Genomic DNA, 14,894 nt, shown 5'->3' with positions numbered 1-14,894 from the left:
GTTCGTTAAATTTCGAATTCGAACATTGGGCGTTCGTCGAATTTCCATTCGGCGCATCCGGCGTTCATGGAGAACACTAAAGTGACGCAGGGCAAACTGTACGACTTGCTCGTAATTGGCGGCGGGATCAACGGGGCGGGCATCGCGCGGGACGCGGCGGGGCGCGGTCTCACGGTGCTGTTGTGCGAGAAGGACGACCTCGCGGCGCACACGTCGTCATCGAGCACGAAGCTGATCCACGGCGGCCTGCGTTATCTCGAATACGGCGAGTTCAAACTGGTGCGCAAGGCGTTGCAGGAGCGCGAGGTCTTGCTGCGCGCGGCGCCGCACATCATGTGGCCGCTGCGTTTCGTCATGCCGCACATGCCAAACCTGCGCCCGGCGTGGATGATCCGCGCGGGCCTCTTTCTCTACGATCACCTTGCGCGACGCAAGCTGCTGCCAGGTTCGAAAGGCATCGACATGCGCCGCCATCCCGCCGGCGCGCCGCTTGTGGATTCGATCCGCCGTGGCTTCGTCTATTCCGACGGCTGGGTGGACGACGCGCGGCTCGTCGTACTCAATGCGCGCGATGCCGCCGAGCACGGCGCGACCATCAAGACCCGCACGCGGCTCGTGAACGCCGTGCGCGCGGGCGGCGAGTGGCACGCGAACCTCGTAGACGCCGGTGGCGCAGAGGTCAGCGTGCGCGCGCGATCGATCGCAAACGCGGCGGGCCCGTGGGTCGGTGATTTGCTGAAAGGCTCGCTCGGCAGCGGCGCGCGAACCCGCCATAGCGTGCGGCTCGTCAAAGGCAGCCATATCGTGACGCGGCGGCTGTTCGAGCACGATCACGCGTACATTTTCCAGAATCCCGACAAGCGCATCATCTTCGCGATTCCCTACGAGCACGATTACACGCTGATAGGCACGACGGATATCGAATATCACGGCGACGCGTCGAAGGTCGAGATCAGCGCGGACGAGGTGCAGTATCTCTGCGATTCGATCAATCGCTACTTCAAGCATCACATTTCGCCTCAGGATGTGTGCTGGACCTACTCCGGCGTGCGGCCGTTGCTGGAGGACGAAAACGCGGAGAACGCATCGGCGGTCACACGCGATTACCTGCTCGAACTCGACGCCCCCAATGACGCCGCGCCCCTGCTCTCGGTGTTCGGCGGCAAGATCACCACGTTCCGGAAGCTGGCGGAAGAAGCGGTGGACAAACTGGGCGCCGCGCTCGGATCGCCCGCGCGCACGTGGACCGAAGGCGCGGCGCTGCCTGGCGGCGATATCGAAGATGCAAACTTCGAGCGCTTTCTCGCCGCACTCCGGCAACGGCACGCGTGGCTGCCCGACGCGCTCGCGTATCGCTATGCACGCGCTTACGGCACGCGAGCCGAACGGGTAATCGGCGACGCGCGCTCACTCGCGGATCTCGGCGAGGCTTTCGCGGCGGGCCTGTACGAAGCCGAGTTGCGCTATCTGCGCGACGCCGAATGGGCCACGCGCGCCGAAGACGTTCTCTGGCGGCGCTCGAAGCTCGGCCTGCACATCGAACGCGAAGAACTTGAAGCGGCAACGAGACGAATCGACGCGTGGTTCGGCCGTGCGCCGCGGGTCGCGCCCTCATCGCGATCGGCTGCCTGAAACCTTGAAAGAATAGACAATGCCGAGCGTCGCGATACGATCGGAAACAACAGAAAAACGTGGAGAAGACAATGCAGGATCAGTACGTCCTAGCGCTCGATCAGGGCACGACGAGTTCCCGCGCGATGCTGTTCGACCGGCAGGGCAACGTGGTGTCGGTGGCACAGAAGGAATTCGAGCAGATTTATCCGAAGCCGGGCTGGGTCGAGCACGATCCGCTGGAAATCTGGTCGACGCAGGCGGGTGTCGCCGCCGAAGCCGTGACGCGCGCCGGGATGAACGGCACGTCGATCGCCGCGATCGGCATCACGAATCAGCGCGAAACCACCATTGTCTGGGACCGCGAGACGGGCCATCCGATCTACAACGCGATCGTCTGGCAGGATCGGCGTACCGCCGAATTCTGCGATCAGTTGAAGGAACAGGGGCTGGAAGAAAAAGTCCGGGCGAAAACGGGTCTTCCGATCGACTCGTATTTCTCGGCGACGAAAATCCGCTGGATCCTGGATAACGTCAAGGGCGCGCGCGAAAAAGCGCGTCAGGGAAAGCTGGCGTTCGGCACGGTCGATAGCTGGCTCGTGTGGAATTTCACGAAGCACGGCATGCATATCACCGACGTCACCAACGCGTCGCGCACGATGCTTTTCAACATCCACACGCTGCAATGGGACGACGAACTCCTCGACGCGCTCGACATTCCGCGCAGCATGCTGCCGGAAGTGCGGCCTTCGTCGGAGGTGTATGGACCGACGAAAACCACGGTCTTCGCCTCGAAAATCCCGCTTGCCGGGATCGCCGGCGACCAGCACGCCGCGCTTTTCGGGCAGATGTGCACGGAATCCGGCATGGTGAAGAACACCTACGGCACAGGTTGCTTCCTCGTGATGAACACGGGCGACAAGCCGATCGAATCGCGCAACAACCTGGTCACGACCATTGCGTGGCAAATCGGCGACGAGATCAATTACGCGCTGGAAGGCAGCATTTTCATCGCGGGCGCGGTGGTGCAATGGCTCCGCGACGGCCTGGGACTCATCAAGAGCGCAAGCGAGATCGAAACGCTCGCGCGCGGTGCGCCGCATTGCGACGGCGTGTATCTCGTGCCAGCGTTCGCCGGACTCGGCGCGCCGCACTGGAACGCGCGGGCGCGCGGGACGCTCTTCGGCGTGACGCGCGGCACGACTTCCGCGCACATCGCGCGGGCGGCGCTCGACTCGATCGCCTATCAATCGGTCGATGTGCTGAAGGCAATGGAAGCGGATTCGGGCATACGGATCGCGGAATTGCGCGTGGACGGCGGCGCGTGCGCGAACAATCTGCTGATGCAGTTTCAGGCGGATATTCTCGGCGTCGACGCGGTGCGGCCGCAGGTCGCCGAGACCACGGCGCTCGGCGCGGCTTATCTGGCGGGCCTCGCGGTCGGCTATTGGAAGGACATCGACGAACTCAAGCAGCAGTGGAAACTCGACCGCCGCTTCACGCCCGCCATGTCGCAGCAGGAAATCGACGCAAGCCTCGCCGGCTGGCATCGCGCGGTCAACGCGGCGAAGGCGTGGGCGGATGCTTGAGATGCGCGGCGCGTCGGTTTGCAGATTGGGCGTGGTTTCAACCCGGCATCCGAAACGCCGCCGCTGCATCCGCTTCGGACGCTTTGCTCAGAGATAGGCGCTTCATAACGGTGTGACGATAACTTGGTTTGAACGCTTTCGGCCCGATGCTATCTTGCCCTGACCCGAAACCCGGCGTGCGTCGCCGGGTTCCTTCGAAAGGAGACAAGCATGGTTTCAACCGCTCTGGAAGCGCACGCGCTTTCGCCGTTCGAACACCCGCGCGAGGAAGACGAGCCGCGCATCGCCGACGATTTCACGCGAATCGAAGCGCAACCGGAGACGCCGGCGCTCGTGCGGCCCAAAGCCGTGGCGGCCGGAAACGACGCGTTGGAACATCTCGTCGGCGTGAATCTGGCGCGCTTGCGCTCGGAGCGTCAACTCTCGCTCGACGCTCTCGCCCGCGCGTCCGGCGTTTCGCGGGCGATGCTCGCGCAGATCGAATCCGCGCGCAGCGTCCCGTCGATCAAAGTACTCTGCAAGATCGCCGCCGCGCTGAAAGTATCGGTATCGGCGTTTCTGCGCCAGCACGCGACAAACGGCATCGAGCACCTTCCCGCCGATCAGTCCACGCGCCTCGTCAGTTCGAACGGCCGGTTTTCGTCGCGGCCGCTCTATCCGCAGGCCGCCACCGGCGCGGCGGAATTTCACGAATTGCGGATTGCGCCGCTGCACACGGAAAGCGGCGAGACGCGCGCGCCCGGCACGTCGGTGAATCTCGTGGTGAGCGAAGGCACGCTGGAAGTGCGCGTGCACGACCACAAACAGTTGCTCGCGACTGGCGACGCGATCGTCTTCGATGCCGATCAGCCTCATACCCTGCGCAATCCCGGCGACACCGAAGCGCGCGCGTTTCGCGTGACGGTGAGCGCGGAATCGCCGCCGCGCTGGCACGTCCCCGCCGATACACCGCGCGAGGAAGCCGGCCGGCCGGCTCGCTAGACATTCCCTCTACGAGCGCACGTCGCCGAATTCGCCGCTCATGCCCGCCTCGACGAGCGCGGGCAATTCGTCCATGTGCTCCATGATTCGCGTGATCCCCGTCTCGCGCAGCACCTCGGCGTAACCCGCCGGAATATGGCTCGCGCCGACGAACGCGATGGTCATCATGCCCGCCGCCCGCGCCGCCGTGAGGCCCGCCACGCTGTCCTCCACGACGAGGCAGCGCGCAGGTTCGACGCCGAGCGTCTTCGCGGCCAACAAATAAACATCGGGAAAGGGCTTCGGTCGCGCGACCTGATCCGCGCTGAACACGCGCTCGCCGAACACTTCGACGAGCCCCGCGCGACGCACCGACGAGCGCACGCGCTCCATCCGGCTATTCGACACCACGGCGGCAGGCAGCGGCTGGCGCTTGAGCGCGTCGCGCACGCCCGCAATCGGACCGACCGATTTCGCCAGTTCCACGCTCACGCGCGCCTCGATCTGGTCGACGAAATCGGCGGGCAGCGTAATGTCGAAGCGCGTTTCGAGATTGGCGAGAAAGCGCGAGGTTTGCTGGCCGAACGCCGTCTTGACGGTCGATTTGAAGTCGATGCGGGGAAAAGCTTCGGTCAGCGTGTCGAGCAGGACGGCGTCGGCGATGATTTCGCTATCGACGAGCACGCCGTCGCAATCGCAAATGAGATGGTCGATCATGATCGGCAGAATGACGTAGAGCCGACATGATAAGCGCTCGACGCCAGCGGCTCACCGGGCCGCCGCATCAAGAAAGCCGAGCCGGCGCTATAATATCTGGCTCACACAGACCAAAACGCAAACGAAAAATCCCCAATGGATTCAAGCGAATCCATGCGGAATTAAATCGAAAAGCGCTCCTTTTCACCCAGTTTTAAACCAGACCGCGCCCCCAGGTTAATCACTGCGACCGGCGAAATCCATGACCAAGAAAGTTTATGTAAAGACCTTTGGCTGCCAGATGAACGAGTACGACTCCGACAAAATGGTCGACGTACTCGGTGCAGCGGAAGGCCTCGTGAAAACCGACACGCCCGAAGACGCGGACGTGATCCTCTTCAATACCTGTTCGGTGCGCGAAAAAGCGCAGGAAAAGGTGTTTTCGGACCTCGGCCGCGTGCGCGAGTTGAAGGAAGCGAATCCGAACCTGATTATCGGCGTCGGCGGCTGCGTGGCGAGCCAGGAAGGCGCGGCCATCGTGTCGCGCGCGCCTTATGTCGACCTCGTGTTCGGCCCGCAAACGCTGCATCGCCTGCCCGAGATGATCGACAAGCGCCGCTCCAGCGGCCGCGCGCAAGTCGACATCTCGTTCCCCGAAATCGAAAAGTTCGACCACCTGCCGCCCGCGCGCGTGGACGGCCCGAGCGCGTTCGTGTCGATCATGGAAGGCTGCAGCAAGTACTGCAGCTATTGCGTCGTGCCCTACACGCGCGGCGAGGAAGTGTCGCGCCCGCTCGACGATGTGCTCACCGAAATCGCCGGTCTCGCCGACCAGGGCGTGCGCGAAGTGACGCTGCTCGGCCAGAATGTGAACGCGTATCGCGCGCCGGTCACGCTCGGCGCGACCGATATCGCCGATTTCGCGACGCTGATCGAATACGTGGCGGACGTGCCCGGAATCGAGCGGATTCGTTACACGACGTCGCATCCGAAGGAATTCACGCAGCGGCTGATCGACACTTACGCTAAGGTGCCGAAGCTCGTCTCGCACCTGCATCTGCCGGTGCAACACGGCTCGGACCGCATTCTGATGGCGATGAAGCGCGGCTATACCGTGCTCGAATATAAATCGGTGATCCGCAAGTTGCGCGCGATCCGTCCGGATTTGTCGCTTTCGACGGACATGATCGTCGGCTTTCCGGGCGAAACCGAGGAAGATTTCGCGAAGATGATGACGCTCGTGGAAGAAATGAGCTACGACACGAGTTTCTCGTTCATCTACAGTCCGCGTCCCGGCACGCCCGCCGCGAACCTGCACGACGACACGCCGCGCGAGGTCAAGTTGAAGCGCCTGCAGCATCTGCAGGCGACCATCGAGGCGAACGTCGCGAAAATCAGCAATTCCATGCTCGGCTCGGTCCAGCGTATTCTCGTGGAAGGCCCGTCGCGCAAGGACCCGACCGAACTCGCGGGCCGCACGGAAAACAACCGCGTGGTGAATTTCCCGGCGCCCGTTTCGTCGCATGCACGGCTGATCGGGCAGATGGTGGATGTCGAGATCAATGTCGCGTATCCGCACTCGCTGCGCGGCGAACTGATCCTGACGCCCGCTACCACTCATTAAGCCTCACTCTGACTGGACAGACACTTTCGCCTTGAAGACCGCTCAGCAGCACATGGAATTCACCGCTCCGCACGACGACAACGCGCGGCTCGCCAACCTCTGCGGACCGCTCGACGAGAATCTGCGGCAAATCGAGCAGGCGCTCGACGTCACGCTCACGCGTCGCGGCCACAAGATCACGATCCGCGGACGCGGCGCGAAAGTGGCGCTCGCGGCGCTCGAAAATTTTTATACCCGCGCACGCGAGCCCATTTCCATCGACGATATCCAGCTCGCGCTGGTCGAAGCGCGGCACCGGGCGCGGCGCGCTAAGCCCGCGAACGGCGAAGGCGAAACGCCCATCGATCCCCGTTTTCGCGGCGATCCCGACCATCCGTTCGACGAGCCGAGCGCGACGATCGACCTCGACGAAACCGAAGATCCGGGTCCGAAGCTCTACACGCGCCGCGCCGATCTGCGCGGCCGCACGCCCGCGCAGCGCGAGTATCTGAAGCAGATCATCGCGCACGACGTGACGTTCGGCATCGGGCCGGCGGGCACGGGCAAGACGTATCTGGCCGTCGCATGCGCGGTGGACGCGCTGGAGCGCGATCAGGTGAAGCGCATCGTGCTGACGCGCCCGGCCGTGGAAGCGGGCGAACGGCTCGGTTTCCTGCCCGGCGATCTCGCGCAAAAGGTGGATCCGTATCTGCGCCCGCTCTACGACGCGCTCTACGATCTGCTCGGCTTCGACAAGACCGCGAAGATGTTCGAGCGCCAGATGATCGAAATCGCGCCGCTCGCATATATGCGCGGCCGGACGCTGAACCACGCGTTCATCATCCTCGACGAAGCGCAGAACACCACGCCCGAGCAGATGAAGATGTTCCTCACGCGGATCGGCTTCGGCTCGAAAGCGGTCGTGACCGGCGACACCACGCAGGTCGATCTGCCGCGCGGCCACAAGAGCGGGTTGATCGAGGCGCAGCATGTGTTGTCGGATGTGCGCGGGATCGCGCTGACGCATTTCACGTCGGTGGACGTGGTGCGGCATCCGCTGGTGGCGCGTATCGTCGAGGCCTACGACGCGCAGTCGCAAAAAGACGCGGCGGCCGCCGAGGCGCTGAAAGCCACGCAGCAGGCGTCCCGTCCGGCATGAAGCTCGCGCTCGCCTTGCAGTTTCCCGCTGCAAAAGCCTTCCCGGCCCACAAGGCGCTCCTGCCGCGCGCGACCGTCGCGCGCTGGATCAAGGCGTCGCTTTTCGCGGACGCCGAGTTGACCGTGCGTTTCGTCGATGAAGACGAGGGGCGGACGCTGAACCGCACGTATCGGCAGAAGGATTACGCCACCAACGTGCTGACGTTCGCCTACGCCGAATCGGAAGACGATCCGGTCGCGGGCGACCTGATTCTGTGCTGTCCGGTGGTGGAACGCGAAGCCGCCGAACAGGGCAAGCCGCTCGCCGCGCACTACGCGCATCTGCTCGTGCACGGCACGCTGCATGCTCAGGGTTACGATCACGAAGACGACGACGAAGCGGAAGAAATGGAGTCGATCGAGACCGAAATTCTGCAATCGCTCGGCTTCACGGACCCTTATCTTCCGCTCGCCTGACCGCCTTGAACGACGCCACGCCGCCTCCGCCGCCTGTCTGCCCGTATCCGCCGATACTCGGCGAATCGCGTCTGCTCACCGACGAAGAACTCGCCGCCTCGCGAGACGCGACGCTCAAGCGCTGGGACGGCAAATCGGATCTTTGGCTCTTCGGCTATGGGTCGCTGATCTGGAATCCGGGCCTCACCGCCGAGGAAGCCGTGCGCAGCAAGGTCCATGGTTATCATCGCGGGCTTTATCTGTGGTCGCGTGTGAATCGCGGCACGCCCGAGCAGCCGGGCCTCGTGCTTGCGCTCGATCGCGGCGGTTCCTGCACCGGCGTCGCGTTCCGGATCGCGGGCGACGGCGCGCTCGCGCATCTCGACGTACTGTGGCGGCGTGAAATGGCGATGGGCTCGTATCGTCCGGCCTGGCTTCCCTGCACGCTCGCCGACGGCCGGCGCGTCGAGGCGCTCGCGTTCGTCATGCGGCGCGACGTCGCCAGTTACACCGGCAAGCTCACCGACCCCGTGTTGCGCACCGTCTTCGGCTGCGCAAGCGGCCGCTACGGATCGACGCTTGAATACGTCAGCCGCACGGTCGAAGCGTTGCGCGAGAGCGGCATGCCCGATCGCGCGCTCGAAGCGCTGTTGCGCCGCTGCCAGTCCGGTGAGTGACGTTTTCCCCGCCGGAATCCGGCCAGTAGGCCGTTCGGCCAACGCTGCGCCAGCGCATGCCGCGTGGATATTTATCAGTTACGATGAGCAGCAAATCCCTGCGCGTCGCGTTCATCGGCGTGCAATGCCCTTCGTGTATGCTTAACTTTCCGTTATTTCGCGCCCGGAAACATCCGGACGCCTCACTATGAACGACGCTTATCCCAGTCGAAGACAGACCGACAAACCGCAAGAAAAGCGCTCGCTGCTCGAGCGTCTGACCGATTTCATCTCGCACGAGCCCGAATCGCGCGACGAACTTCTCGAAGTGCTGCAAGACGCCCACGAACGCAATCTGCTCGACGCCGATTCGCTTTCGATGATCGAAGGCGTCTTCCAGGTTTCCGATCTGTGCGCCCGCGACATCATGATTCCGCGCGCCCAGATGGACGCGATCAACATTTCCGAAACACCTGACGAATTCATGCCCTATGCGCTGGAAAAGGCGCACTCGCGCTATCCGGTGTACGAAGGCAACCGCGACAACATCATCGGCGTGCTGCTCGCGAAAGACTTGCTGCGCTATTACGCCGAAGAAGAATTCGATGTGCGCGGCATGCTGCGCCCCGCCGTGTTCATCCCGGAATCGAAGCGCCTGAACGTGCTGCTGCACGACTTCCGCGTGAACCGCAATCACATCGCCATCGTGGTGGACGAATACGGCGGCGTCGCGGGTCTTATCACCATCGAGGACGTGCTGGAGCAGATCGTCGGCGATATCGAGGACGAATACGACTTCGACGAGGAAGCGGGCAATATTCTCGCGTCGCCGGACGGCAAGTTCCGCGTGCGCGCGCTGACCGGCATCGAGCAGTTCAACGAGCAGTTCGGTTCCGAATTTTCCGACGAAGAAGTGGACACCATCGGCGGCCTCGTCACGCATCGCTTCGGGCGCGTGCCGCATCGCGGCGAAAAAGTGCGTATCGACGACTTCGTATTCGAAATCCTGCGCGGCGACGCCCGCCAGGTGCACGTGCTTCTGGTGCGGCGCGTGCCGAATCTGAACGCTCGCGACCGCCATCCAGGCGACGAAGACGACCGCGGCTAACGCGCCGCCTCCGCATCGAGACGCGCCCGCCGCGTCGTTCGCATTTCGCTTCCGCCTCTGCTTTGCCGACCCTGTAATCAATGGCCGACTCACGTTTTCGACTTATTCCCCGTTCGACGCGGCCCGCCGCTTCGGGCAATAAACGCGCATTACCGCTCTGGCATTACGCCGTCGCCACATTGCTCGGCGCGGCCAACACGCTTTCGTTCGCGCCGACGCCGCACGGCGGCTGGCTCGAACTCGTCATTTTCGCGGGCTTTTTCGCGTGGCTTTCGCGCACGGACAACTGGAAGCGCGCGGCGTTGACGGGCTGGGCGTTCGGGATCGGCAATTTCGCGTCGGGCGTGTGGTGGCTCTACGTGAGCATGCACTTCTACGGCGGCATGGCCGCGCCGCTCGCGGCCGCCGCCGTCGTGCTGTTTTCGCTCTATTTGGCGGTGTATCCGGCGTTGTCGTGCGTGGCGTGGTCGCTGCTCGCGGGGCGCGCGCGCTTTGACGACACCTCCGAGACCGCCGACGAACCGCGTTACGTGCCGACCTGGCACGGCGCGTTCGTGTTCGCCAGCGCCTGGGCGCTCGGCGAATGGCTGCGCGGTCTTGTATTTACCGGATTCCCGTGGCTCGCGAGCGGCTATGCGCAAGTCGACGGTCCCCTCGCCGGTTTCGCGCCGATCGCAGGCGTCTACGGCGTTGGTTTCGTGCTTGCGCTCGTCGCGGCGCTCGTCGTGCAGGCGCTGTATCGGGTGCCGGGGCTCCCCGTGCAACGCGGCGCTGCGTGGATGCCCGCGCTCGTCGCCGTCGCCGCGCTCGCCGCCGGCATGCTGCTGTCGCTCGTCCAGTGGACGACGCCCGCCAATTCGCCGCTCACCGTGCGGCTCTTGCAGGGCAACGTGAAGCAGGAGATGAAGTTCGAGCAGGAAGGCGTGGATGCGTCGCTCGCGCTTTACCAGCGGCTCATCACGGAAAAGCCGGCCGATCTGATCGTCACGCCGGAAACCGCGTTGCCGGTGCTGGCCGTGCGTGTGCCCGAGGACTTCGCGCTCGCCGTCCGCACCTTCGCCGACACCACGAACTCGTCGATCCTGTTCGGCGCCATCGGCGTGACCGTGACGCCGGAAGGCCGCGCGACCGATTTCACCAACAGCCTGTTCGGCATCACGCCGCATGCGCACGACGTCTACCGCTACGACAAGCATCATCTCGTGCCGTTCGGCGAATTCGTGCCGCTCGGCTTTCACTGGTTTGTGAACCTGATGGGCATCCCGCTCGGCGATCTGGCGCGCGGCGCGCCGGTGCAAAAGGCATTTTTTGTGCGCAACCAGCCGATCGCCGTCGACGTCTGCTACGAGGACATTTTCGGCGAGGAAATCGCCCGAACGATCCGCGAGCAGGAAACGCCCGCCGGCATTCTCGTCAATTCGACGAACCTCGCGTGGTTCGGCAACACCATCGCGCTCGACCAGCATCTGCAGATGGCGCGCATGCGTTCCATCGAAACCGGCCGGCCGATGCTGCGCGCGACCAACACCGGCATCACGGCGGTGATCGCGGCGAACGGCGAGGTGACCGGACGGCTGCCGACCTTCACCACCGGTTCGCTCGACGCCACCGTGCAGGGCACGTCCGGGCGCACGCCTTATGTCACGAGCGGCAACATCGTGGTGATCGTGGTGTCGCTGCTGTTCCTCGCGTTCGGCGCGGCGTTCGCGCCGTCACGCCGAAACTCGCGATAAGGCGGCCCGGAGCGCCCGCGCCGCGCGTTTGCGGCGCGCGGCATCCGCTAAAGTCGCACAAGACCCTCATTCCCGCTAAAATTCAACGTTTTAGCACTTTGACCGGCCGCACGGCCAGGTTCCCGGAACGCCTTTGCGCGCCCGGCGCCTGCCGCGTCCTGTCCGCCTTGAAGGCAATCCATGCTCACTTTTCAGCAAATCATCCTGACGCTGCAATCCTATTGGGACAACAAGGGTTGCGCGCTTCTGCAGCCTATCGATATGGAAGTCGGCGCGGGCACTTCGCACGTCCACACGTTCCTGCGCGCGCTCGGGCCGGAACCGTGGCGCGCGGCGTATGTTCAGCCGTCGCGGCGTCCGAAAGACGGCCGTTACGGCGACAACCCGAACCGCCTGCAGCATTACTACCAGTATCAGGTCGTGCTGAAACCCGCGCCGGAGAACATTCTCGATTTGTATCTCGGCTCGCTGGAAGCGCTCGGTTTCGACCTGAAGCAAAACGACGTGCGCTTTGTCGAAGATGACTGGGAAAATCCGACGCTCGGCGCGTGGGGTCTCGGCTGGGAAGTGTGGCTGAACGGCATGGAAGTGACCCAGTTCACGTATTTCCAGCAGGTCGGCGGGATCGACTGCAAGCCGGTGCTCGGCGAAATCACCTACGGCCTCGAACGTTTGGCGATGTATCTGCAAAAGGTCGAAAACGTCTACGACCTCGTCTGGACCGAGTGGGAAGAAACCGGCCCGAACGGCCCGGAAATGCGCCGCCTGACCTATGGCGACGTCTATCACCAGAACGAAGTCGAGCAATCCACCTATAACTTCGAGCACGCGAACGTCGATTTGCTGTTCGGCTTCTTCAATAGCTACGAAGCCGAAGCGAAACGGATGATCGAGGCGCAGCTTGCGCTGCCGGCTTACGAACTCGTGCTGAAAGCCGGTCACACGTTCAATCTGCTCGACGCGCGCGGCGCGATTTCCGTGACGGAACGCGCGTCGTATATCGGCCGGATCCGCGATCTTTCGCGTCTGGTCGCGCGCTCCTACTACGACTCGCGCGAGGCGCTCGGTTTTCCGATGCTCGCCAATCCCGTGCGCGCCGCAGCCGAACTCACCACCGATGCCGAAGACGTCGCGAAGCCCGCCTGGGCGCCCGCGCTGAAGATCGAGCGCAAGATCGACGCCGAATGACGCGCATTGACGAGACACGAAAGAACAATGACTGAAGCCACTCAAGCATCGCTCCTGGTCGAGCTGCTCACCGAAGAATTGCCGCCGAAAGCGCTGGCGCGCCTGGGCGTCGCGTTTGCCGAAGGGATCGTGCAGCGTCTCGTCGCGCGCGATTTGATCGACGGTGAGCCGAGTTTCGAAAAATACGCGACGCCGCGCCGCCTCGCCGTGCTTATCAAAAATGTGCGCAGTGTCGCGCCCGAAAAGCAGGTGCGTGAAAAGGTGTTGCCGGTGACCGTCGCGCTCGACGCGAACGGCGAGCCGACCGCGCCGCTCGCGAAGAAACTCGCCGCGCTCGGCTTTCCCGATTTTCCGGTCAGCCAGCTCGAACGCGCGCAGGACGGCAAGGCCGAAGCGTTCTTCCTGCGCTACGCCGCGCCGGGCGCGACGCTCGCCGAAGGCTTGCAGACGGCGCTTGCCGAAACGCTCGCCAAATTGCCGATCCCGAAGGTGATGACGTATCAGCGTCCCGACGGCACGAGCGTCCAGTTCGTGCGTCCGGTGCATCGGCTGATCGCGCTGCACGGCCGTGAGATCGTGCCGGTCTCGGTGCTCGGAATTGATTCGGGCGACACCACGCTCGGTCATCGCTTCATGTCCGAAGGGCTGGTCGCGATCCAGCACGCCGACGACTACGCCGAGACGCTGCGCACGAAGGCCCGCGTCGTCGCGAATTTCGACGATCGCCGCGAGTCCATCCGCACGCAGTTGCAGGCGTTCGCGGGCGAAGATCGCGTGGTGATGCCGGAAGCGCTGCTCGACGAAGTGAACGCGCTGGTCGAGTGGCCGGTCGTGTATCAGTGCTACTTCGACGAAGCCTTCCTGCAAGTTCCGCAGGAATGCCTGATCCTCACGATGCAGACGAACCAGAAGTACTTCGCGCTCACCGATGCCGAAGGCCGGCTGCGTTCGCGCTTCCTGATCGTGTCGAATATCGACACCGAAACGCCGGGCGATATCGTGGAAGGTAACGAGCGCGTCGTGCGCCCGCGTCTCGCCGACGCGAAGTTCTTCTTCGAGCAGGACAAGAAAAAGCGTCTCGCGGATCGCGTGCCGCTGCTCGCGAACGTCGTGTATCACAACAAGCTCGGCTCGCAATTGCAGCGCGTGCAGCGCCTCGAAGCGCTCGCGGGCGAGATCGCGCCGCTGGTCGGCGTGGATGCCGCGCTGACCCGCCGCGCCGCGTTGCTCGCGAAGGCCGATCTCTTGACCGACATGGTCGGCGAGTTTCCCGAGTTGCAAGGCACGATGGGCACGTACTACGCGCGTCACGACGGCGAGCCGGACGAAGTCGCGCTCGCGTGCTCGGAACACTACCAGCCGCGTTTTTCGGGCGACGAAACGCCGTCCACCGGCGTCGGCTGCGCGGTCGCGCTCGCCGACAAGCTCGAAACGCTGGTCGGAATCTGGGGCATCGGCCTGCAGCCTACCGGCGAACGCGATCCGTTCGCGCTGCGCCGTCATGCGCTCGGCGTGCTGCGGATCCTGCTGGAAAAGCGCCTCGCGATCGACCTGCGCACGCTGCTGACGCTCGCGCAAAAGCAGTTCGCCGACATGCCGCAAGTGGCCGATTCCATTGAACCGCTGTACGCGTTCGTGATCGACCGGTTGCGCGGCGTGTTGCGCGAACGCGGTTTCAACGCGGGCGAAATCGACGCGGTGCTGAGTCTGAATCCCACGCGTATCGACGATATCGTGCTGCGTCTCGACGCCGTGCGCGAATTCGCGGCGCTACCGGAAGCGGCATCGCTCGCGGCGGCGAACAAGCGTATCTCGAATATTCTGAAGAAGTCGGCGGACCCGGTTTCCGCGACCGTGAACCCGGCGTTGCTCGTCGAAGCGGCTGAAAAAGCGCTTTACGATCAACTCGAACACGTTGCGCCGCGCGTTCAGGGGCAACTGGCCGAGCGCAACTACACGGAAGCGCTCTCGGCGCTCGCCGCGTTGCGCGACGCAGTGGACACGTTCTTCAACGATGTCATGGTGAACGCGGAAGATCCGGCGTTGCGGGCAAACCGTCTCGCGTTGCTCGGCGCACTGCATCAGCAGATGAACTGCGTCGCGGATATTTCGAAGCTCGCTGCTTGAGCCATCACCCGACCAAGACGCCCGGACGCC

At 63.9% G+C, this 14,894-nt stretch carries 12 protein-coding genes; 11 read left to right on the top strand and 1 reads right to left on the bottom strand.

The window, feature by feature from the left end:
* Nucleotides 1-81: 81 nt before the first annotated feature.
* The 3 genes from glpD to AC3D25_RS03905 all read left to right on the top strand — a co-directional run bounded on the left by glpD (nucleotide 82) and on the right by AC3D25_RS03905 (nucleotide 4,181).
* Nucleotides 82-1,632: a glycerol-3-phosphate dehydrogenase gene (gene glpD, locus AC3D25_RS03915; protein WP_488889584.1), complete on the top strand. Its 1,551-nt coding sequence runs from the start codon at nucleotides 82-84 to the stop codon at nucleotides 1,630-1,632.
* A 71-nt stretch (nucleotides 1,633-1,703) separates the two neighbouring features.
* The gene (gene glpK, locus AC3D25_RS03910; RefSeq protein ID WP_488887168.1) at nucleotides 1,704-3,200 is read left to right on the top strand and encodes a glycerol kinase GlpK; all 1,497 of its coding nucleotides are present in this window, start codon (nucleotides 1,704-1,706) and stop codon (nucleotides 3,198-3,200) included.
* A 210-nt stretch (nucleotides 3,201-3,410) separates the two neighbouring features.
* Nucleotides 3,411-4,181, top strand: a complete 771-nt coding sequence (locus AC3D25_RS03905) for a helix-turn-helix domain-containing protein (RefSeq protein ID WP_488887167.1) — start codon at nucleotides 3,411-3,413, stop codon at nucleotides 4,179-4,181.
* A 9-nt stretch (nucleotides 4,182-4,190) separates the two neighbouring features.
* Here AC3D25_RS03905 and AC3D25_RS03900 read toward each other — a convergent pair whose 3' ends face one another.
* On the bottom strand, nucleotides 4,191-4,877 hold the full coding sequence (locus AC3D25_RS03900) for an HAD family hydrolase (RefSeq protein WP_488887166.1): 687 nt from the start codon (nucleotides 4,875-4,877) through the stop codon (nucleotides 4,191-4,193).
* A gap of 241 nt (nucleotides 4,878-5,118) precedes the next feature.
* Here AC3D25_RS03900 and miaB point away from each other — a divergent pair, with 241 nt between their 5' ends.
* The 8 genes from miaB (at nucleotide 5,119) to glyS (ending at nucleotide 14,864) form a co-directional block, all read left to right on the top strand.
* Nucleotides 5,119-6,480: a tRNA (N6-isopentenyl adenosine(37)-C2)-methylthiotransferase MiaB gene (miaB, locus tag AC3D25_RS03895; RefSeq protein WP_488887165.1), complete on the top strand. Its 1,362-nt coding sequence runs from the start codon at nucleotides 5,119-5,121 to the stop codon at nucleotides 6,478-6,480.
* Between the two features lie 31 nt (nucleotides 6,481-6,511).
* Complete coding sequence (locus tag AC3D25_RS03890) at nucleotides 6,512-7,618, top strand: PhoH family protein (RefSeq protein ID WP_488887164.1); 1,107 nt, start codon at nucleotides 6,512-6,514, stop codon at nucleotides 7,616-7,618.
* Nucleotides 7,615-8,073 (top strand): rRNA maturation RNase YbeY, encoded by a 459-nt coding sequence (gene ybeY / locus AC3D25_RS03885; RefSeq protein WP_488887163.1) that lies wholly within the window; start codon nucleotides 7,615-7,617, stop codon nucleotides 8,071-8,073. The genes AC3D25_RS03890 and ybeY overlap by 4 nt, the downstream gene beginning before the upstream one ends.
* Before the next feature lie 5 nt (nucleotides 8,074-8,078).
* Nucleotides 8,079-8,729 (top strand): gamma-glutamylcyclotransferase, encoded by a 651-nt coding sequence (locus AC3D25_RS03880; protein WP_488887162.1) that lies wholly within the window; start codon nucleotides 8,079-8,081, stop codon nucleotides 8,727-8,729.
* Nucleotides 8,730-8,916: 187 nt separating this feature from the next.
* Nucleotides 8,917-9,816 (top strand): CorC family transporter, encoded by a 900-nt coding sequence (locus AC3D25_RS03875; RefSeq protein WP_488887161.1) that lies wholly within the window; start codon nucleotides 8,917-8,919, stop codon nucleotides 9,814-9,816.
* 80 nt (nucleotides 9,817-9,896) lie between these two features.
* Entirely contained in the window at nucleotides 9,897-11,549 is a 1,653-nt protein-coding gene (gene lnt, locus AC3D25_RS03870; RefSeq protein ID WP_488887160.1) for an apolipoprotein N-acyltransferase, read from the top strand.
* A gap of 180 nt (nucleotides 11,550-11,729) precedes the next feature.
* On the top strand, nucleotides 11,730-12,737 hold the full coding sequence (gene glyQ, locus AC3D25_RS03865) for a glycine--tRNA ligase subunit alpha (RefSeq protein WP_488887159.1): 1,008 nt from the start codon (nucleotides 11,730-11,732) through the stop codon (nucleotides 12,735-12,737).
* Nucleotides 12,738-12,764: 27 nt separating this feature from the next.
* Complete coding sequence (glyS, locus tag AC3D25_RS03860; RefSeq protein ID WP_488887158.1) at nucleotides 12,765-14,864, top strand: glycine--tRNA ligase subunit beta; 2,100 nt, start codon at nucleotides 12,765-12,767, stop codon at nucleotides 14,862-14,864.
* Nucleotides 14,865-14,894: the final 30 nt, after the last annotated feature.

The organism is Caballeronia sp. SL1002 (assembly GCF_057814995.1).
The sequence above is the reverse complement of the archived record's forward strand: the minus strand, read 5'-3'. Positions and strand labels throughout refer to the sequence as shown.

Bases quoted from the DNA above. Each gene is read 5' to 3' on its own strand.
- glpK (WP_488887168.1), top strand. From the start codon at position 1,704: ATGCAGGATCAGTACGTCCTAGCGCTCGATCAGGGCACGACGAGTTCC.
- glyQ (WP_488887159.1), top strand. From the start codon at position 11,730: ATGCTCACTTTTCAGCAAATCATCCTGACGCTGCAATCCTATTGGGAC.
- ybeY (WP_488887163.1), top strand. From the start codon at position 7,615: ATGAAGCTCGCGCTCGCCTTGCAGTTTCCCGCTGCAAAAGCCTTCCCG.
- AC3D25_RS03905 (WP_488887167.1), top strand. From the start codon at position 3,411: ATGGTTTCAACCGCTCTGGAAGCGCACGCGCTTTCGCCGTTCGAACAC.
- glyS (WP_488887158.1), top strand. From the start codon at position 12,765: ATGACTGAAGCCACTCAAGCATCGCTCCTGGTCGAGCTGCTCACCGAA.
- AC3D25_RS03900 (WP_488887166.1), bottom strand. From the start codon at position 4,877: ATGATCGACCATCTCATTTGCGATTGCGACGGCGTGCTCGTCGATAGC.
- AC3D25_RS03875 (WP_488887161.1), top strand. From the start codon at position 8,917: ATGAACGACGCTTATCCCAGTCGAAGACAGACCGACAAACCGCAAGAA.
- miaB (WP_488887165.1), top strand. From the start codon at position 5,119: ATGACCAAGAAAGTTTATGTAAAGACCTTTGGCTGCCAGATGAACGAG.
- lnt (WP_488887160.1), top strand. From the start codon at position 9,897: ATGGCCGACTCACGTTTTCGACTTATTCCCCGTTCGACGCGGCCCGCC.